At 71.1% G+C, this 17,768-nt stretch carries 16 protein-coding genes; 9 read left to right on the top strand and 7 right to left on the bottom strand.

The features are described 5' to 3' along the window. Positions 1 to 64 precede the first annotated feature (64 nt). Entirely contained in the window at positions 65 to 868 is an 804-nt protein-coding gene (locus B2K11_RS17070) for an EAL domain-containing protein (RefSeq protein ID WP_163620060.1), read from the top strand. 48 nt (positions 869 to 916) lie between these two features. Here the strand turns inward: B2K11_RS17070 and B2K11_RS17065 are convergent, their stop codons facing one another. Continuing rightward, positions 917 to 1,174: a hypothetical protein gene (locus B2K11_RS17065; RefSeq protein WP_163620058.1), complete on the bottom strand. Its 258-nt coding sequence runs from the start codon at positions 1,172 to 1,174 to the stop codon at positions 917 to 919. 42 nt (positions 1,175 to 1,216) lie between these two features. Between B2K11_RS17065 and B2K11_RS17060 the strand changes: the two genes are divergently transcribed. After that, the gene (locus B2K11_RS17060; RefSeq protein WP_163620056.1) at positions 1,217 to 1,519 is read left to right on the top strand and encodes a hypothetical protein; all 303 of its coding nucleotides are present in this window, start codon (positions 1,217 to 1,219) and stop codon (positions 1,517 to 1,519) included. Here B2K11_RS17060 and B2K11_RS17055 read toward each other — a convergent pair. Then, a complete protein-coding gene (locus B2K11_RS17055; RefSeq protein WP_239526198.1) occupies positions 1,511 to 3,463 on the bottom strand; it encodes a sensor domain-containing diguanylate cyclase in 1,953 nt (650 codons plus the stop codon). The two genes, B2K11_RS17060 and B2K11_RS17055, sit on opposite strands and share 9 nt — an antisense overlap. 224 nt (positions 3,464 to 3,687) lie before the next feature. Between B2K11_RS17055 and B2K11_RS17050 the strand changes: the two genes are divergently transcribed. Both B2K11_RS17050 and B2K11_RS17045 read left to right on the top strand, forming a co-directional pair. Further along, positions 3,688 to 4,293, top strand: a complete 606-nt coding sequence (locus tag B2K11_RS17050) for a hypothetical protein (protein WP_239526194.1) — start codon at positions 3,688 to 3,690, stop codon at positions 4,291 to 4,293. A gap of 45 nt (positions 4,294 to 4,338) precedes the next feature. Next, positions 4,339 to 5,637: a hypothetical protein gene (locus B2K11_RS17045; protein WP_163620046.1), complete on the top strand. Its 1,299-nt coding sequence runs from the start codon at positions 4,339 to 4,341 to the stop codon at positions 5,635 to 5,637. Here B2K11_RS17045 and B2K11_RS17040 read toward each other — a convergent pair whose 3' ends face one another. The 4 genes from B2K11_RS17040 to B2K11_RS17025 are packed head-to-tail and all read right to left on the bottom strand — an operon-like array spanning position 5,638 to position 8,280. After that, positions 5,638 to 6,165 carry a hypothetical protein gene (locus B2K11_RS17040; protein WP_163620043.1) on the bottom strand — a complete coding sequence of 176 codons (528 nt, stop codon included), beginning with the start codon at positions 6,163 to 6,165 and terminating at the stop codon, positions 5,638 to 5,640. Next, positions 6,150 to 6,716 (bottom strand): DUF4352 domain-containing protein, encoded by a 567-nt coding sequence (locus B2K11_RS17035; RefSeq protein WP_163620042.1) that lies wholly within the window; start codon positions 6,714 to 6,716, stop codon positions 6,150 to 6,152. The genes B2K11_RS17040 and B2K11_RS17035 overlap by 16 nt, the downstream gene beginning before the upstream one ends. Next, a complete protein-coding gene (locus tag B2K11_RS17030; RefSeq protein ID WP_163620040.1) occupies positions 6,703 to 7,365 on the bottom strand; it encodes a hypothetical protein in 663 nt (220 codons plus the stop codon). Before B2K11_RS17030 ends, B2K11_RS17035 begins: the two co-directional genes overlap by 14 nt. A gap of 9 nt (positions 7,366 to 7,374) precedes the next feature. Next, a complete protein-coding gene (locus tag B2K11_RS17025) occupies positions 7,375 to 8,280 on the bottom strand; it encodes a LysR family transcriptional regulator (RefSeq protein WP_163620119.1) in 906 nt (301 codons plus the stop codon). 185 nt (positions 8,281 to 8,465) lie between these two features. Here B2K11_RS17025 and B2K11_RS17020 point away from each other — a divergent pair, with 185 nt between their 5' ends. Next, positions 8,466 to 12,254: a bifunctional proline dehydrogenase/L-glutamate gamma-semialdehyde dehydrogenase gene (locus B2K11_RS17020; RefSeq protein ID WP_163620038.1), complete on the top strand. Its 3,789-nt coding sequence runs from the start codon at positions 8,466 to 8,468 to the stop codon at positions 12,252 to 12,254. Between the two features lie 64 nt (positions 12,255 to 12,318). Here the strand turns inward: B2K11_RS17020 and B2K11_RS17015 are convergent, their stop codons facing one another. Further along, the gene (locus B2K11_RS17015; RefSeq protein ID WP_163620036.1) at positions 12,319 to 13,359 is read right to left on the bottom strand and encodes a LacI family DNA-binding transcriptional regulator; all 1,041 of its coding nucleotides are present in this window, start codon (positions 13,357 to 13,359) and stop codon (positions 12,319 to 12,321) included. A gap of 155 nt (positions 13,360 to 13,514) precedes the next feature. Here B2K11_RS17015 and B2K11_RS17010 point away from each other — a divergent pair, with 155 nt between their 5' ends. From B2K11_RS17010 to B2K11_RS16995, 4 genes are read left to right on the top strand one after another with little or no spacing between them, the layout of a single operon-like run. After that, on the top strand, positions 13,515 to 14,495 hold the full coding sequence (locus B2K11_RS17010) for a sugar phosphate isomerase/epimerase family protein (RefSeq protein ID WP_163620034.1): 981 nt from the start codon (positions 13,515 to 13,517) through the stop codon (positions 14,493 to 14,495). Then, positions 14,492 to 16,240, top strand: coding sequence for a dihydroxyacetone kinase family protein (locus B2K11_RS17005; RefSeq protein ID WP_163620032.1), 1,749 nt, complete (start codon positions 14,492 to 14,494; stop codon positions 16,238 to 16,240). The genes B2K11_RS17010 and B2K11_RS17005 overlap by 4 nt, the downstream gene beginning before the upstream one ends. 3 nt (positions 16,241 to 16,243) lie before the next feature. Further along, positions 16,244 to 16,705 carry a ribose-5-phosphate isomerase gene (locus B2K11_RS17000; RefSeq protein WP_163620030.1) on the top strand — a complete coding sequence of 154 codons (462 nt, stop codon included), beginning with the start codon at positions 16,244 to 16,246 and terminating at the stop codon, positions 16,703 to 16,705. Continuing rightward, complete coding sequence (locus B2K11_RS16995; protein WP_163620028.1) at positions 16,702 to 17,655, top strand: 3-hydroxyacyl-CoA dehydrogenase family protein; 954 nt, start codon at positions 16,702 to 16,704, stop codon at positions 17,653 to 17,655. The genes B2K11_RS17000 and B2K11_RS16995 overlap by 4 nt, the downstream gene beginning before the upstream one ends. Positions 17,656 to 17,768: the final 113 nt, after the last annotated feature.

Here is a 17,768-nt window from a genome sequence, read left to right as displayed (position 1 = left end):
ATAGCCATTTTGAGCGCTCATGTCTGGTGTTGCGCGGATCGAACGGCTCGTCGACTCTGGTGGAATGGTCAGCTCGCCTCAACTCACTCGGGACCTGCGCTCTGCGCTTTCAGCCGGCGAGCTGTCGATCGCGTTCCAACCGCAGTACGACCTCCTCGCGTCGAGCGCGGCCGCCTCCAGCACCGCCCTGGCTGCGTCGCCGCCCGGGCCCGTCGCCGTCGAGGCGCTCTGCCGCTGGAACCATGCGCTGCTCGGCGCCGTATCGCCCGAACGGTTCATCCCTCTGGCGGAGGCGGCGGAGTTCCTCGACGAGATGGATGCGCACGTCTTCGCACGCGCCGCGGATGAGATCGCCCGGTGGCGGGAGGAGGGTCACCTGCTGGCCCTCGCGGTCAACGCCTCTCCCGCGCACTTCTCGTCGCGCTATGCCGAGACGGTGCTCGCCCGGCTTGACGAACTCGACCTCGACCCCGCGATCATGACCATCGAGATCACCGAAGCGCCGTCTCCGCAGCTGCGCCCTCCGATGCTGGCGGCGATCCAGTCGCTCCACTCGGTCGGCGTCGCGATCTCGGTCGACGATTACGCGGCGGGCGACACCACGGTCGAGATGCTCGAGGCGCTTCCCATCGACGAGGTCAAGATCGACCGGTCGCTCACGCAGCGGACCGATGCTGCCGCGGACGACGCGATCGCGGCCGTGGTCGAGAGCAGCGGCGACCACGGCTGGCGGGTGGTCGCCGAGGGGATCGAGACGGTCGCCGATCTGGAGCGTTCGGTGGCGCGGGGCTGCCACCGCGGCCAGGGCTATCTCTGGGGGATCCCGCTGTCGGTCGGAGAGATGGACGAGCTGCTCGCCCGCGTCTGAGTGCGGGCGTCGGCTGCGGCTCTCTCGGCGCCGGTCAGCGGTCGCCGGTCAGAGCCCGTAGTCCCCGGCGTCGTCGGAGGCCTCGTCCGCGTTCGCGCCGGCGTCCCCGACCTCGAACTGCGACCAGGTGACGGGCATTCCGGGCGAGAAGAGGATGTCGACGCCAGGGCCGCCGCGCAGCGGGGGGATGTTCACATACCCGCCACCCGCCTTGATCGCCTCGAGGATCTTGCCCTTGAGCTCCGTGACGGGGTCGGGGAGGAAATAGTCGCGTCCGTCGACAGTCAGCCGGTTCACGATCGCCATGGCCCTACAGTACCTGCCGACGGCGCCGGTTAGGATCGACCGGTGGGCACACTTCACTACGGCTCCCCACCGGCATCCTTCGAGATCGAGGACCGGGCGCTCGCGCATATCGAGCTCGTCATCATGGCGAAGCTGCGTCGACGCGAGAATCTGTCGTTCTCGCTGATCGACCAGCAGACGTCGGCACGGCAGGCGGTGTGGATCTCACCCGTCACCACCCTGCGCTTCCAGTACGACGGGCCGATGCCCGACATCAATCGGCTCTGGCTGCAGGACCTCGTCGACACCGCGAACTCCTCCACCGGGCTGCGCCTCGTGCCGGAGCCAGAGCTCCCCTCACGCTGATACCCGGCCGCCCCCGTCGCGCTTGGCGCGATACATCGCGGCGTCCGCAGCGACCAGCAGCTCGCCAGGGGTGGCGCCAGGCTCTGCCCCGACGACGCCCGCCGAGGCATTCACGGCGATCTCGGTGCCGCGGATCACGATGGGCTGTCTGATCGCCTCGACCGCCCGCCCCGCGATCGCGGCGGCCTCGATCGATCCCGCGCCCACGCAGACCATGATGAACTCGTCCCCGCCGAGACGGACCACGGCGTCCGAGGCGCGGGAGACGCCGCTCAGTCGCTTGCCGATCGCGGCGAGCACCGCATCGCCCATCTCATGCCCATAGGTGTCGTTGACGACCTTGAAGTCGTCGAGGTCGAGGAACACGAGGGCGACCGGCCGGTCGGGGGACTGCAGGAGCTCCTCCAGGCGGTCGTCGAGGAAGCGGCGGTTGTGCAGGCCTGTCAGCGGGTCCCGCATCGCGAGCTCGGCGAGTTCGGCCTGCGTGCGCGCCGTGACGGCCACACGGATCTCCTCGCCCAGGTCCAACGCGTCTTGAGCGTGCTCCCCCCAGGGAAGGCTGCGTCCTGTGACGCTCTCGCGCCAGGCCGAGAACGATCGGCGCGGCGAGAGCGGATGATCCCGGTTCTCGGCGCGCTGATCGCCGAGCCAGTCGATCGAGTGCGCGACCTCGCCGCGGAGGAAGACCAGCGTGTCGCCGTCGCCGCCCAGCGGGACGATCAACAGGCCGGCGACACCCGGCATCTCCACCGCCAGCTCGGGGTGCTCGAGGGGGAGCGCCTCCCAGACGAGCCTTCCCGGCTCGAGCTCGCCGAGCGCCGCGAGCAGGCGGTCCGGCGGAGGCACGACGCCGACCGTGTGGACGGCACCGTCCATGCGCAGGAGGGCGCCATCCGACGGCACCACGTCGAGCACCGTGCGCTCGCCGGTCATGAGGACCGCGCCGACGTCGCTGCGACCGTACAGGGGGGCGATGATCGACAGGCGGCGCTCGCGGGCCTCGAGCTGTCGGCGCAGCCGGTGGATCTGGTGGGCGGCGGACAGCTGAGCGCCGACCTGAGCTGCCATCACCTCGATCGCCCGGCGCAGCAGCACCGGGATCCGACGGGGTGAGCGGTGCGCGCACGTGAACATCCCGACCAGGCGATCGTCGATGAGGACGCCGAACGACACCGTCGAGACCTGGCCCATGTTCCGCATGAACTGGAGGTGGTGGGGCGAGACCGCGCGGAGTTCGGTCATGCCGAGGTCCACGGCTTCCTCTTCCGGCAGCAGCGTCTGCAGCGCAAGTCCCGAGTCTTCGGTGTTCGCGATCACGCGTGAGCGCTTCTCGATGTAGAGCGCGCGTGCCTGGGAGGGGATGTCGGATGCCGGGAAGTGCAGGCCGAGATAGGGCTCCATGTCGGGTTCGCGCTCGTCCGCGACGACCTGTCCGTGGCCGTCATCATGGAAGTGATAGCACATCACTCGGTCGAACCCGGTGATGTCCTTGATCTCGCGAGCTGCCCGTCGACGCAGCTCGTCAGGATCGGAAAGGCCGGCCAGGCGTTGGATCGCGCTCACCACTCCGGTGCGGACGTAGTCGAGGTCGGGGACGATGGGCTCCAGCTCCACGAGGAGCGGTGTCGTTTCGCGATGTGCGATGACGTCGTAGACCGCGCCTTCGAACTCGGCGCGCACGGGGTCGACTGCGACGCCGTGCCGGATGGCGGAGACCAGCGCGTCACTGCCCGACTCGCGCAGGTCGCGGCCGAGCCAGCGCTCGACGTTCTCACTGGCGACGACGACGACGCCAGTGGCTTCGTCGATGCCGAAGAGGATTCCATGGGACTGGATCCGACCGATCGTGCGCAGCGACTCTGTCGCGCACTCTCGCAACCGGAGGAGCTCCGCGGCATCGCTCGTGCTGTCGCCGTCGAAGCGGAGGGAAGATACTTCTGTCAACGCATGACCTTCGGTGCATGTGGGGGGATAGGGGGGAACTGCGCTGGCGAGGCTCCTCATCATATGCGCCGGTTCGTCCCGCATCGGAGACCCCCAGGTGCGCGCCCACGCGGGCTAGCGCACTGGGCACCACCGCGCAAGCCGTTTGCCCGGGCGGGCCGGGTGCGGTTGCCTGGACGATCGAGGGCGTCGGCGACCGGTCGGCGCGGGAGGGGGAGTGGGCCGTGGACACGACCACCCTGATCTGGATTATCGTCGGCATCGCGATCGTTCTCGTGATCGTCGTCGTCGCGCTGCTGGTGACGGCGCGCGGACGCCGCGACCGGCGGCAGGAGCAGCAGCACAATCGCGCCGAGAAGCTGCGGGCAGAAGCGCGGGAGACCGAGCTGCAGGCTCGTGAGCACGAGGCCGAGGCTGCCCGTGCGCGTGCGGACGCGGCGGCCGCGTCGGCCGCAGCCGAAGCCGCCAAGGCCCGCGCCGCCGAGGCCTCCATCGACGCCGAGCGCCGCGTCGGCACGATCGATGAGCACAGCGACGAGGCCGACAAGCTGCGGCAGCGACAGGCGGAGACGCTGCGCAAGGCCGACGACGTCGACCCCTATGTGGGCGACGACGGCCGGCCGAACGCCGCGACCACCGTCGATGCCGACGGCAATGCGACCACCCGCAATGCGAACACGGTCGACGACCGCAGCGCTGCGCGTGACGCGAACACCGTCGACCATCGGACGGATGTGCGCGACGCGAACACCGTAGACGACCGCGACACGGCCTCCGGCGAGCCCATCACCCGGCCGCCGGCGCCGCAGACCCGCACCGACCGCACCTGACCCGCACGTCGAGCACGACGGCACGTCGCCCGCTAGCGTGGGTGCGTGATCGCCGTGCTCGACGTGCTGCGCACCGCGGGCCGCCTGCTGTGGCGGCACTGGCCGGTGCTGCTCGCGTGGTACGCAGCGGGCGTGCTCGGCCGTTATGTCGTGATCGAGGCGGCCGGTTTCGTCGGTGCCTACAACGCGGTCGCCGGATCTCTGCTGCTGCCACTCGCGGTCCTTTCGCGACTGGTCGCACTCGTCGCGATGCTCCTGGTGGTGCGGGACGGCATGCGGCGGCTCGACGGGATCGCACCGCTGCCGGAGGACGCCGCAACACGTCGTCGGCAGTTCTCTGACGCACTCCTGGCCGGCATCCTGCCGTTCTTCGCCTTCTATGCGGCGTGGGGATTCCTGCGCGAAGATGCCGCGGCATACTCGGCGCGCGCACTCGAGGTGAGCGCAGGACTGAATTATGCGGCGATCGTAGAGGAGACCGACCCGGTAGGCGACGGCCTGGCGGGAGCACTGATCCTCACACCGGTGACGTTCGCGATCGTGGTGGTGGCCTTCACGCTGCGGTGGGTGCTGAAGCGCTATCGCGAACGACTGCCTCGCTGGTTCGCCGTCATCGCCGCGTACCTCGAGGCCGTCTGGGTGTATTTCGCCGCCCTCGTCCTGTCCGTCGTGATCGATTCCGTGACCGGTTGGGTGCAGACGCGCCAGGGGATGGTATGGCTCGACGACCTCCGGGTCACCGTCTCGGCCGCATTCGTGCCGCTCGCGTGGGTCTGGGAGGGAATCGAGTGGTTCATCGGCGAGGCCGGCGGGATCATCCTCCTTCCCCTTGCGTGGCTCACGATCGCCGGCGTCGTGTACGGGCAGGCGGTCGCCCCCGACCCGGTGCCCGCCGACTCCCTCGGGGGCGAGGTCGGAGTGCGCCTTCGCAGCCGCTACCGCGCGCTCCCGGCGCGCCTCCGCGCGCGCCTCCGCGACATCTGGGCGGACCTCGTGTCGCGGTTCACCCCGATCGGCGACGCGATCGTGCTGATGTGGCGCGCCGGCCCGGTGCTCATCTGCGGATTCGTACTGCTGTACACGGTGCTGCTCGCCGTCCAGGGATGGGCGGAATGGGGTCTGCTGCGCCTCGTCGGCCCCCACGACCTCAACGACTTCTGGCTCGTGTTCGATCAGGCGATCTTCCTCGTCGTCCCGCTGCTGATCGAACCCGTCCGTATCGCGCTGGTGGCGGGCGGCTACGACGCCGTCATCGGCCGCCTCGTCTCACGCCGCGCCGCCGTCGCGGCCTCCAGCGAGCCGACTCCTGCGGGTGCTTCCGGTGCCGCGGACGAATCCGGGTGATCAGGGCTCGACGATGAAGCGGACGTTCTCGGGCCAGAGTTCGGCAGAGATCATGTCCACCGCGAACGGTCCGGCGGCGTCCTGCGGTACGACATAGCGCACGTCGAGCGTGTACCGCTCGGTCAGGTCCGACGAGCAGGATGCCGGATGCAGCGGGTCCCAGTCGGTGGTGAGCGACGACGTGTCGGCGTCCCACTCGCGCTTCAGCCCCTCCAGCTCGCGGAGCATGGGCTCCGCGCACGCGAGCTCCGATGCGCCGGGGTCGATGTCGATCTGAACCTTGAGGACCCTCGCGTCGGGTGGCGCGAGCGGGTCGTCGACGAAATCCGCCGCCGCGGGACCCACGACCGCGTCGCCATAGCGGGTGTGCTGACCCTGTTCGAGCACGACGGGGGCGGCCAGGGCGCCGGAGTTCGCTTCGCTCCACTCGTGCCAGGTCACAGTCGCCCCCAGGGCGGGAACGAGGATCACCAGTGCGCCGAGCGCCACCGCGTTCCTGCGCCACCACCCGCTCACAGGTTCGCCCATCCGGTCTCGGGCAGCTCGTCACGAGGAGCGGTGGGAACCGCGGCGAGGTCGAAGTCCAGCATGATCATCGAGTCGAGCCGGCGGTCAGACGACACTGCCAGCTCCAGAGTCGCGTCCCCCGAGGCGAGGTCGGCGGGCAGCTCGAACGCGAGACCGCCACTCGTCGGGATTCCCGCCGACAGCTGCTCCTTCCGCAGCGAGTCCGGACGATCACTGGCACCATAGCGAACGCCGTCGACGACGAGCTCGGCGTGATTCAGGCTCACGAGGTCCTCCGATGCCACGGACGCGACGTCGAGCTCGACGACGACCCAGTTCCCCTCGGCGGACCAGTCGCCCGCGTGCAGCTCCGACGTGCGACGGACGTCCGTGACTGTGGCCGCGATGTTGCGTGCGACGGCCTCTTCGCCGACGGCTGCGACCAGCGGCATCGGTCCTTGGATCTGCTCCTCCCCGGGAGTGACGAGCGCCACGAACCACGCGGCGACGACGAGGCCTGCTCCGATCGACCACGCCGCCCAGCGGGGGAGTGCGCGATCAGCCCTGGCCATCGGCATCCTCCGCATCAACACCGGCGCCGACGTCCTCGACCTCCACGGTGACGACCGCGTCGCGCACCGGGTCGGTCCACCATTGGCCGGTCGTGACGAACGAGCCCGTGTACAGCGACCGCGCGTACAGAGTGACAGGCACCTCGTCGTCGGCTGCGAATGCATCCGCGGGGACGGCCCACGCGAAGACGATCCGCGCGGGAACGTGCGGCTGCATCTGGGGACTGAGAGTCGTGTCGTCGTAGCGTGCGGCGCTGACATCGGTGTCGATGCCTTCGACCGTCAAGGAGCCGCCGATGCCCCCGGAGCCGGCCGACACCGGCCGATCCCACTCGTTCTCGACATCGGCGACGATCGCGAACACGCGTTCGCCGGCCTCGGGCAAGACGCCCGCGTCGGGCAGCTCGTCGATGAGGACCGCCCGCTGCACCGTGAGCGAGCGCTCCGCCGTGACGTGCGCGTCCCCCGGCTCCAGCCTCGCGGGCGCCGGCGGCGACGCCGTGGCGAGCCCGCCGAAGGCCGCCGTGACGAGCAGGAACGCACCGGTGGCGATGCCCGCGAACCATCTCGTCGGCACGCGATCGGTCGCCGCGCGCACCCAGGCGAACCGGCGCTTCGGCTCGGTGGGGGCGGTCGGCGACTCGGGCACGAGGCCAGCCTAGGGCGAGAGGCGCCCGGACTCGGATGCCGCCGGAAAGGCGTCCCGCAGCGCGCGCCGCACCTCGAGGATGCCGGCTCGAGCCTGCGACGCGGTGCGCTGCGCGCTGAAGATCTCGCGGGTGGGGCGGCCGGGAAGATCGAGCAGCGTCACCGGTGCTGCAGCTCCCTCCCACAGCAGGTCGGGCAGCACCGCGACCGCCTGCCCCGCCGCGACCAGCCGCGCATGGGCCGACAGATCGGCGAGTTCGTAGCGCACGTCGGGTTCGAACCCGGCCGCGCGGCACTGCTGCACCGCCCACAGCCGCGCGGCGGTGCCGGCGGGCTCCATCACCCACGGCCGGTCGCGCAGGTCGTCGAGGGACCGGGCCGTGTCGGCGGATGCCACGGCCAGGCGGATCGGGTCGGTTCCCAGCGTCGCGCGGTCGAGACCCTCGGTGTGCGCGCGCGTGTGTCCGGGGTACTGCTCGGCGATGACGAGATCGACGCCGCGAGCGGTGAGCTCGAAGAGCCCCCGCTCCGGAGGCATCTCGACGAGTTCGACCCGCAGGTGCGGAGCGCGTTCGGCCAGGAGCGCCAGCGCCGCCGGAACGATCGCGAGGGCGGCAGTCTGCATGACGGCGACGCGCACCGGTGCCAGGCCGGGGTGCAGCGACTCGAGCTCGCCTCGTGCCCGTTCGTCGAGGTCGAGGGCGCGGGCGGCGTGCGCGGCGAGGATCCGTCCATGTTCGGTGAGCCGCACCCGGCGCCCGTCCGGCGCGAGCAGGACGACGCCCGCCTCTTTCTCCAGCTGCGTGAGCTGCTGCGAGATCGTCGACGGGCTGTACGCGAGCGCCTCCGCCACCGCGGCCAGCGTGCCTCGCAGCGCCAGTTCGTGGAGCAGTCGCAGTCGTCGCAGCTCGAACATCAGCATCCCATCGATGAATCCGAACAATACAGATCGTAGATGATCGCTTTTCACGAATGAACGGATGCCTCACCCTGGACCACATGCAGCAAGTCGACGGCAGAGTGCCCACGGTCGCGCCGGCTGGGCACATCGAGGTGCAGGCTGGACTCAGGGATTCGAACGACGTCACATCGGGAGTGCGAATGGAAGACGGAGCCGAGGGGCGCCTGGCCGCCGCGGCGGTGTCGCTTGCCCAGCGGTGGGTCGCCGAGAGCGCCGAGGCCGAGGTCGACCCCGCGGCCGAGCGCCTCGCCGGCGTGCTCAAAGACCCCAACGGCCTGCCGTTCACCATCGGCTTCGTCGACGGCGTGATGCGGCCCGAGAGCCTGTCGGCCGCGGCATCCCATCTGCACCGTGTGGCACCGCTCGTGCCGGGCTTTCTGCCGTGGCACCTGCGCGGCGCCGTCCGCGTGGGCGGCGCCGTCGCGCCCGTGCTGCCGTCGCCGGTGGTGCCGATCGCGCGACGCGTGCTGCGCGGCATGGTCGGCCACCTCGTCGTCGACGCGCGCCCCGACAAGCTCGGACCGGCCATCGCGGCGCTGCGCGAGAGCGGGGCACGGCTGAACCTCAATCTGCTGGGCGAGGCGGTGCTCGGCGAGCAGGAGGCGCTGCGTCGGCTGGAGGGCATCCATGAGCTCATCCGCCGGCCCGATGTGGACTACGTCTCGGTCAAGGTCTCGGCGATCGTCAGCCACATCTCGATGTGGGCGTTCGACGAAGTGGTCGAGAAGGTCGTCGAGCGGCTGCGGCCGCTGTACCTCACCGCCGCCACCGACGGCACCTTCATCAACCTCGACATGGAGGAGTACCGCGACCTCGATCTCACGATCGCGGTGTTCACGCGACTGCTCGAGGATCCACGGCTGCGGCTGCTCGAGGCCGGCATCGTGCTGCAGGCATACCTTCCCGACGCCCTTCCGGCGCTCGAGCAGCTCACCGCGTGGGCTCAGCAGCGGGTCGCGGCCGGCGGCGCGCGCATCAAGGTGCGTCTGGTGAAGGGCGCCAACCTCGCCATGGAGCGGGTGGATGCCGTCATGCACGACTGGACTCTCGCCACGTACGACCAGAAGATCGACTCCGACGCCAACTACATCCGGTGCCTGCGCTACGCGCTGCGCCCCGAGCACACCGCCGCCGTGCGGATCGGCGTCGCCGGCCACAATCTCTTCGACATCGCGTACGCCTGGCTGCTCGCCCGATCCGGCTCGCCGGGGCCGGCGAGCGGCGCTTCGACAGGCCCAGCGACCGCTCCCGATGTGGAGTTCGAGATGCTGCTCGGCATGGCGCAGGGCCAGGTGCAGGCGGTGGCCCGCGAGGTCGGCCACGTGCTGCTGTACGTGCCGGTCGTGCGCCCCGACGAGTTCGACGTGGCGATCAGCTATCTCGTGCGGCGGCTGGAGGAGAACGCCTCGAGCGACAACTTCCTGTCCGCCGCCTTCGACCTCGCCGACGATCCCGCGATGTTCGCACGGGAGCGCGACCGCTTCCTCGCGTCGCTCGCCCGCGCCGACGACCCCGGGCTCGCGACCGGCCCCCACCGCTCGCAGGACCGCGGCGCCGAGGCGGCGGCCCTCACCGAGGCCGGCGGAACAGGCACGACCGACCGTGCGGAGTCGCCCCGCGCGCAGGCGCGCCTGCGCCGCGCCGCGGCCGCCTCCGACGAGTCCGGTCTCACACAGGCCGTGATCGGCATCGCCCGATCGGCCGTGCCCGGCGACACCGCTCCCCTCGAACGGTCCGTCCCCCAGCAGGTCTTCGGCGCCGAGGCGTTCGTCGAGACCGCGGTCTTCGCTCCGCGCGAGGGCGGTTTGCGGGCCGCCGGCGCCCCGGGGTTCCGCAACACCGCCGACAGCGATCCGGCCCTGCCGGCCAATCGCAGCTGGGCGCGGGACATCCTGTCGCGCATCGAGACGTCCCGCGCAGGCGACGCGACCATCGCGGCCGCGCGCGTCACCGACGAGCCCGCGCTGCAGGCGATCGTGGGGGGCGTGCGGTCTGCCGCGCAGGCGTGGGGCGCCCTGCCCGCCGCCGATCGCGCGGGTGTGCTCACCGCCGCTGCGAAGGCCCTGGAGGCTCGCCGCGGCGAGCTCATCGAGGTGGCGGCCTCCGAGACCGGCAAGGTCTTCGCCGAGGCGGACGTCGAGGTGAGCGAGGCCGTCGACTTCGCCAATTACTACGCCGCCACGGCCCGTGAGCTCGACCGCGTGAGCGGTGCGGTGTTCCAGCCGGCGCGGCTGACCGTCGTCACCCCGCCGTGGAACTTCCCGATCGCGATCCCCGCGGGCGGGGTGCTCGCCGCACTCGCCGCCGGCTCGGGCGTCGTGTTCAAGCCCGCACCGCAGGCACGGCGCTGCGCCGCCGTCGTGGCCGAGGCGCTGTGGGCGGCCGGCGTCCCACGGGATGTGCTCGCGCTGGTCGACATCGACGAGGGCGGTCTCGGGCAGACGCTGCTGTCGCATCCCGACGTCGACCGGGTCATCCTCACCGGCGCGTGGGAGACGGCGGCGCTGTTCCGCTCGTGGCGGCCCGACCTGCCGCTCCTTGCCGAGACCAGCGGCAAGAACGCCATGATCGTCACGCCGACCGCCGACCTCGACCTCGCGGCATCCGATCTCGTCAAGAGCGCGTTCGGCCATGCCGGGCAGAAGTGCTCGGCGGCCTCGCTCGCGATCCTCGTCGGACCCGTCGGCCACTCGCAGCGCTTCGCGCGTCAGCTGGTGGATGCCGCGACCTCGCTCCGCGTCGGCGCGCCGTCCGACCCGCTCAGCGAGGTGGGGCCCGTCGTCGAGGTGCCGCGCGGCAAGCTCCAGTGGGCCCTCACCACGCTCGACGAGGGCGAGTCGTGGCTCGTCGAGCCACGACGCGTGGACGGTGCGCCGGAGTATGCGGGCCGGCTCTGGACCCCCGGCATCCGAACCGGCGTGCAGCCTGGGTCGCGCTTCCACCAGGAGGAGTTCTTCGGGCCCGTGCTCGGGATCATGCACGCCTCGTCGCTCGCCCGGGCGATCGAGCTGCAGAACGCCGTCTCGTACGGACTCACGGCCGGCCTCTACACGCAGCACCCCGACGACCTCGCGCTCTGGCTCGACCGCGTCGAGGCCGGCAACCTCTATGTCAACCGCGGCATCACCGGCGCGATCGTGCAGCGGCAGCCCTTCGGCGGCTGGAAGCGCTCGTCGGTCGGAGCCGGCGCGAAGGCCGGCGGGCCGAACTACCTCGTCGGACTCGGCCGCTGGCGGCCCACCTCCGGTGTGCCCGCCTCGGCGACGCTGCACCTGCGCGGCCTCGACACCCGCATCGCCGCGCTGATCGAGGCGGCCCAGCCGTCACTGGACTACGAGGCGTTCGAGTGGCTGCGCCGCGGTGCCCTCTCGGACGCGATCGCCTGGGACCGCGAGTTCGGCCAGGTCAAGGACGTCTCGGGCCTCGGCGTCGAGCGCAACCTCTTCCGGTACCGCCCGATCCCGGCTGTCGCGCTGCGGGCGACGGCGGACGCCTCGTGGCAGGCGGTGCTGCGCGTGGTGGTCGCAGGACTCCGCGCCGGGTCGGCGCTCACGCTGAGCGCCCCCGTCGGGCTGCCGGCAGCCGTCCGTCGAGTGTTGGCGGACGAGGACGTCGCCGTCTACGTCGAGACGGACGAGCAGTGGCTGCAGCGGATGACCGCCGACGAGGATGTGCTGGCCGCCGTCGCCGACGCCAGCCCGGCACCCCGGCCCTCGCGCGTGCGCCTGATCGGACCGGCGGAGTCCGTCGCCGCACTGCACACGACGGTGGCCCAGGCCGTGGGCGGAGACCCCGACCTCGCCGTCTACGACAACGAGGTCACCACGGCCGGGCGCCTCGAGCTGCTCCCATTCCTGCGCGAGCAGTCCGTGACCATCACGGCGCATCGCTTCGGCAACCCCGACCGCACCTTCGAGCACGTGATCTGAGGGATGACGGATGCCGCGGGCCGCGGCATCCGTCATCGCAGTGCCGCTGCCGCGGTGAGGCGGGTCAGTCGGCCTCGGTGCCCGGGAAGCCCGTCGACTCTCGCGGCACGATGCGGAACGCCGGCTTGATCGTCTCGGGCGGGCGCCGCTCGCCCTTCTCGCTGATGCGCTCGATGAGCCGATCGACGGCGATCGCGGCGATCTCGGCCCGGCCGGTGTCGACCGTGGACATCGACGGGACGGAGTACTTGCTCTCGTCGATGTTGTCGAAGCCGATCACGGCGACGTCGTCGGGCACGCGGAGACCCTCTTCGCGGAGGGCGCGCAGCACGCCGAGGCCGAGCGTGTCGTTGAGGGCGAACACGGCATCGAAGTCCACCCCCTCCTTCACCATGAGGTGCACGGCAGCGGCGCCGCCGGCCCGGTTCCATCTGTGCATCGACGTCGGACGGACGAGAGCGGGGTCGAGCTCGATGCCGGCCTGTTCGAGCGCGCGCAGATAGCCCTTCAGGCGCAGGCTCGCGGAGCTCGCCTCGTCGCCGCCCTGCAGGTCCGCGCCGACGAGCGCGATCCGGCGTCGGCCGATCTCGAGGAGGTGCTCCACCGCGGCCTGCGACGACGAGGTGTTGTGCATCGTGACGTGGTCGGTCGGTCCGCCGAAGATCCGCTCTCCGAGCAGAACGAGAGGACCGTCCACGCTGAGAGCCTCTGCGTCTTCCTGGCCGAGGCTGACGGGGCTGAAGAGCATGCCGTCGAGGAAGCGCGGCCGGTTGCCCGTGACTGCGCGAAGCTCGGTGTCGCGGTCGCCGCTGGTCTGCTCGACCATGACACCCAGGCCGCGCTTCTCGGCCGCCCGGATCACCTCGTCGGCGAGCTCGGCGAAGTAGTTCTCGCGAAGCGAGGGGACAGCCAGCCCGATGACGCCCGTCCGCCCGGAGCGGAGGCCGCGGGCGGAGAGGTTCGGGCGGTAGTCGAGCTGCTCGATCGCCTCGTTGACGCGGTCGCGTGTGCCGGGTCGCACATGGGGGTAGTCGTTGATGACGTTCGACACCGTCTTGATCGAGACGCCCGCCACCCGGGCGACGTCGTGCATCGTCGGTCCCATCGGTGCCCCAGCCTTCCCTGCGCTCCCTGCACTCTACTGCGTCCGCGCCCGCGGCCACCGGTCTGGAAGAGCGGGTGAGGACACGATGTCGCCGCGCAATGCAACGTTGTAAACTTAGTGTATCGTGCCGATGTGCGAGTCACGGAGGACCCACGATGCTGACGGCGAACGACTGGCCGATCGCGGCCGCGATGCTTTCCCAGGGCGATGCCCACCCCACCGGCGAGTCCGGCTCGCCGATCGAGCGCTGGCGCGCCGACCTCCTCGAGGTCAGTGACTCCGGCTTCGGCGAGGTGGATCTCACCGACTCCTGGGTGAGATACGGCGATCTCTCGCCGCGGCAGGTGAGCGACCTCCGCCAATGCCTCGCGTCGACCGGGCTCGCTGCCGTGTCGCTCTCGGCGATCCGGCGCAGCGTCATCGACGAGCGGCACGGCGCGGAGCACCTCGCGTACGCGCATCGGACCCTCGATATCGCCGCTGACCTCGGCGTGGGCGTGGTGTCGGTCGGCCTGCATCGGGCACTGACCCCGCAGCAGCGGGCGCAGCTCTGGTTCTGGACCGTCGAGGGCCACCGCGATCCCTTCGACGACGACGAGGCCTGGGCGCTGGCCGTGACCCGCCTCCGCGAGCTGGGCCGCCACGCCGGCGAACTCGGGATGCTGCTCTCGCTCGAGCTGTACGAGCACACCTTCCTCGGCACGGGGGCGTCGGCGATGCGGCTGGTCGAGGACATCGGCCTCGACGTCGTCGGGCTCAACCCGGACATCGGGAACCTCATCCGCCTCCACGAGCCCGTCGAGGACTGGCGGGAGATCGCGGAGGCGACGATGCCGTACGCCAACTTCTGGCACGTCAAGAACTACACACGCGATGAGGATGCCGCCGCCGGCCTGTTCTCGACCGTGCCGACCTCTCTCGAGCTCGGGGTCATCAACTACCGCGACGCCGTGAAGATCGCGCTGCGCAACGGCTTCCAAGGCGTCATCTGCGTCGAGCACTACGGGGGAGACGGGCTGAGCGTGAGTGCGACGAACCGCGACTACCTGCGCGGTCGGGTCCTGCCCCGCCGCGAGGAGTACGCGCTCGGAACCAGCCGCGTGCGTCAGGCGCACCACGGGGAGGTCTCGGCATGACGCGGATCTTCTCCGACCCGGATGCCTTCGTCGCGGACGCGCTTCGCGGCTTCGCCGCCGCCCACCGCGAGGAGGTCGCCCTCGTGGACGGCGGCGTCGTGCGCGCGCAGCCGCTCCAGCCCGGCCGGGTGGCGGTGCTCATCGGCGGCGGCTCGGGACACTACCCGGCATTCGCGGGCTTCGTCGGACCGGGCCTCGCCGCAGGCGCCGTGTGCGGAAACATCTTCACCTCTCCGTCGACGGCTCAGGCGCTGCGCGTCGCCCGCGCGGCCGACGCGGGGGGCGGCGTGCTCTTCACCTACGGCCGCTACGCGGGCGACGTCATCCACTTCGGCGAAGCCGAACGCCGGCTGCGCGCCGACGGCGTCGACGCCCGCACCGTCCTCATCACGGACGACGTCGCGAGCGCTCCGCTCGACGCGCGCGACGAGCGCCGCGGAATCGCCGGCATCCTCTGCGTCTTCCATGTCGCCGGCGCCGCGGCCGAGCGCGGTGACTCGATCGACGAGGTCGAGCGCCTCGCGGCGCACGCCAACAGCAGGACGCGCAGCCACGGCGTCGCGTTCGCCGGCTGCACCCTGCCCGGCGCGGACCACCCGCTGTTCGAGGTCCCGGACGGCGTGATGTCGATCGGGCTGGGGATCCACGGCGAGCCGGGCGTGCGGGACGTGCCTCTCCAGACGGCCTCCGACCTGGCTGTCACGCTGGCGGAGCCGCTGCTCGCCGAGCGACCCGAGGGCTCCACTCGGGCAGTCGTCATCCTCAACGGACTCGGATCGGTGAAGTACGAAGAGCTCTTCGTCCTCTTCGGCTTCGTCGCCGAGCACCTCGAGAGCCAGGGCATCGAGATCGTCGAGCCCGAGTGCGGCGAGTTCGTCACGAGCCTGGACATGGCAGGCGTGTCACTCACCGTGCTGTGGCTCGACGACGAGCTGGAGGAGCTGTGGCGGGCACCTGCCGCTGCCCCCGGATTCCGCAAGGGCTCCGTCGCGGGGAGCGCTCCCGGGTCCCCGCACCGGGACAGCGCGCCGGCCCGGAGGAGCGCCGAGGCAGGTCCGGCGACGCAGGTCGCGGCATCCGTCACCACCGAAGCCTCCCGCCGCGCGGCCCTGACCGCTCGGCGGATGCTGCAGCAGGCGCGCGACGCGGTCGGGGCGCAGGTCGAGCACCTCGGCGAGCTCGACGCCGTCGCCGGAGACGGCGACCACGGCATCGGGATGCTGCGGGGCCTCAATGCCGCCGTCGATGCGACCGGGGCGGTGGACGAGGGCATCGGCGTGCGCGAACTGCTCGAGAGAGCCGGCGATGCGTGGTCGGAGACTGCCGGCGGCACGTCCGGAGCACTCTGGGGTGCGGCGCTTGCGGAACTGGGGCAGGCGCTCGGAGACCGCGATCGGTACACCTCGGCGGATGTCGCAGCCGCCGTCGCCGCCGCCTGCCGCCGGGTCGGCGAGGTCGGCGGGGCCAAGCCCGGCGACAAGACGATGCTCGATGCGATGGGGCCGTTCCAAGACGCCTTGACTGCGCGCGTCACCGCTGGAGAGGAGCTTGCCGCCGCGCTCGCCGTCGCCGCCTCCGCCGCGCGAGAGGGGGCGGACGCGACGTCGGCCATGACTCCTCGCCTGGGGCGCGCGCGCCCGCTGGCGGAGCGGAGCGTCGGGCATCCCGACCCCGGCGCGACATCGTTCTGGATCATCGCCGACGCGGTCGCGCAGTCCGCGGACGCCGGCAGAGAAGTGGAGTGAGACATGGGTTTGAAGATCGTCGTCGGCGCAGATGACGCCGGCTACGAATACAAGGAAGTGCTGCGGGAGCTGCTGTCGAGCGACCCGCGCGTGAGCGACGTGATCGACGTCGGCGTCGCGAGTGCTGACTCCACCCCCTACCCGCGCGTGGCCGTCACGGCCGCGCGGCTGGTCGCGCGGGGCGACGCCGATCGCGCGCTCCTCATCTGCGGAACCGGCCTGGGGGTGGCGATCACCGCGAACAAGGTGCGCGGCATCCGGGCGGTGACAGCACACGACAGCTATTCCGTCGAGCGGTCCGTCAAGAGCAACAACGCGCAGGTGCTGACGCTCGGCGCGCGCGTCATCGGGCTGGAGCTCGCGAAGAAGCTCGTCGTCGAGTGGCTGGGTCATCACTTCGACCCTGCGTCGCCGTCGGCGGAGAAGGTGCGGTTGATCGAGCGATTCGAGGAGGACGAAGGATGATCGGCAAAGTCGCGGTCGTGGGGTCGGGCTACATGGGCGGAGGCATCGCCCAGGTGCTCGCGCTCGCCGGAAAAGACGTCGTCCTCGCAGACGTCAGCGCCGAGCTCGCCGCCGCCAACCTCGAGCGCATCATCCGCGAGGCGGACGACTACGCCGCCCGGGGGCTCTTCCCGGCGGGCGCCCGGGAGACGATCGCGGCCCGCGTGACGGCTGCTCCCTCCATCGAGGATGCCGTCGCCGCCGTCGACTTCGTCGAGGAGGCCGTGCCCGAGGTCGTTGCCATCAAACATGAGACCCTGCGTCGGATCAGCACGAACTGCCCGCCGGGTGCGACCATCGGCAGCAACACGTCGACGATCTCCATCGGCACCCTGGCCGAGGCCGTCACCGGGCCCGAGCGCTTCCTCGGCGTGCACTTCAGCAACCCTGCGCCGTTCGTCCCCGGCGTGGAGGTCATCCCGCACGCCGGCACGCGGCCGCATGCGGTGACCGAGATCGTCGAGCTCCTCGGGGAGTGCGGCAAGGTCGGCGTGCCGATCACCGATGTCACCGGCTTCGTGCTGAACCGGCTGCAGTATGCGCTCTTCGGCGAGGCCGCCCGGCTCGTGGAGGAGGGTGTCGCGACTCCGGAAGCCATCGACCTCATCGCCCGGACGACGTTCGGATTCCGTCTGCCCTTCTTCGGGCCCTTCGCGATCGCGGATATCGCGGGGCTCGACGTCTACGAGTTCTGCTATGACTCGCTGCACAGCGCGTATCCCGACCGCTTCGCCGAGCCCGAGATCCTCCGCGAGCGAGTGGCGCGCGGCGAGAAGGGCCTGAAATCAGGGAGAGGCTTCCTCGCGACTCCGGCGGAGCGGGCACCCGAGCTGGCGGCGTACCGCGACGAGGCCTATGCCGCCCTGCGCGACCTTCTCGCCCGGCTCGGCCAAGCGCCCGTCGACTACTGATCGCAGAAGTTTCGCCGCCCTCCGGGAAAATTTCGTCCGACCCTTGACAGTCGTCGGGGGCGGTGGAAAAGTGTGTACAACGTTGCTCTACAACGTTGTAGACCAGAGCCGGA

It is taken from the genome of Microbacterium sp. B35-30 (assembly GCF_010634855.1).
Lineage (GTDB): Bacteria > Actinomycetota > Actinomycetes > Actinomycetales > Microbacteriaceae > Microbacterium.
This window is presented reverse-complemented; position numbering and strand designations above follow the sequence as displayed.

What these genes read in the sequence shown, in the direction of transcription:
- B2K11_RS17015 (WP_163620036.1), bottom strand. Translation starts at nt 13,359, where the DNA reads ATGGGACCGACGATGCACGACGTCGCCCGGGTGGCGGGCGTCTCGATC.
- B2K11_RS17000 (WP_163620030.1), top strand. Translation starts at nt 16,244, where the DNA reads ATGGGTTTGAAGATCGTCGTCGGCGCAGATGACGCCGGCTACGAATAC.
- B2K11_RS17020 (WP_163620038.1), top strand. Translation starts at nt 8,466, where the DNA reads ATGGAAGACGGAGCCGAGGGGCGCCTGGCCGCCGCGGCGGTGTCGCTT.
- B2K11_RS16995 (WP_163620028.1), top strand. Translation starts at nt 16,702, where the DNA reads ATGATCGGCAAAGTCGCGGTCGTGGGGTCGGGCTACATGGGCGGAGGC.
- B2K11_RS17010 (WP_163620034.1), top strand. Translation starts at nt 13,515, where the DNA reads ATGCTGACGGCGAACGACTGGCCGATCGCGGCCGCGATGCTTTCCCAG.
- B2K11_RS17070 (WP_163620060.1), top strand. Translation starts at nt 65, where the DNA reads ATGGTCAGCTCGCCTCAACTCACTCGGGACCTGCGCTCTGCGCTTTCA.
- B2K11_RS17035 (WP_163620042.1), bottom strand. Translation starts at nt 6,716, where the DNA reads ATGGCCAGGGCTGATCGCGCACTCCCCCGCTGGGCGGCGTGGTCGATC.
- B2K11_RS17005 (WP_163620032.1), top strand. Translation starts at nt 14,492, where the DNA reads ATGACGCGGATCTTCTCCGACCCGGATGCCTTCGTCGCGGACGCGCTT.
- B2K11_RS17040 (WP_163620043.1), bottom strand. Translation starts at nt 6,165, where the DNA reads ATGGGCGAACCTGTGAGCGGGTGGTGGCGCAGGAACGCGGTGGCGCTC.
- B2K11_RS17065 (WP_163620058.1), bottom strand. Translation starts at nt 1,174, where the DNA reads ATGGCGATCGTGAACCGGCTGACTGTCGACGGACGCGACTATTTCCTC.
- B2K11_RS17025 (WP_163620119.1), bottom strand. Translation starts at nt 8,280, where the DNA reads ATGTTCGAGCTGCGACGACTGCGACTGCTCCACGAACTGGCGCTGCGA.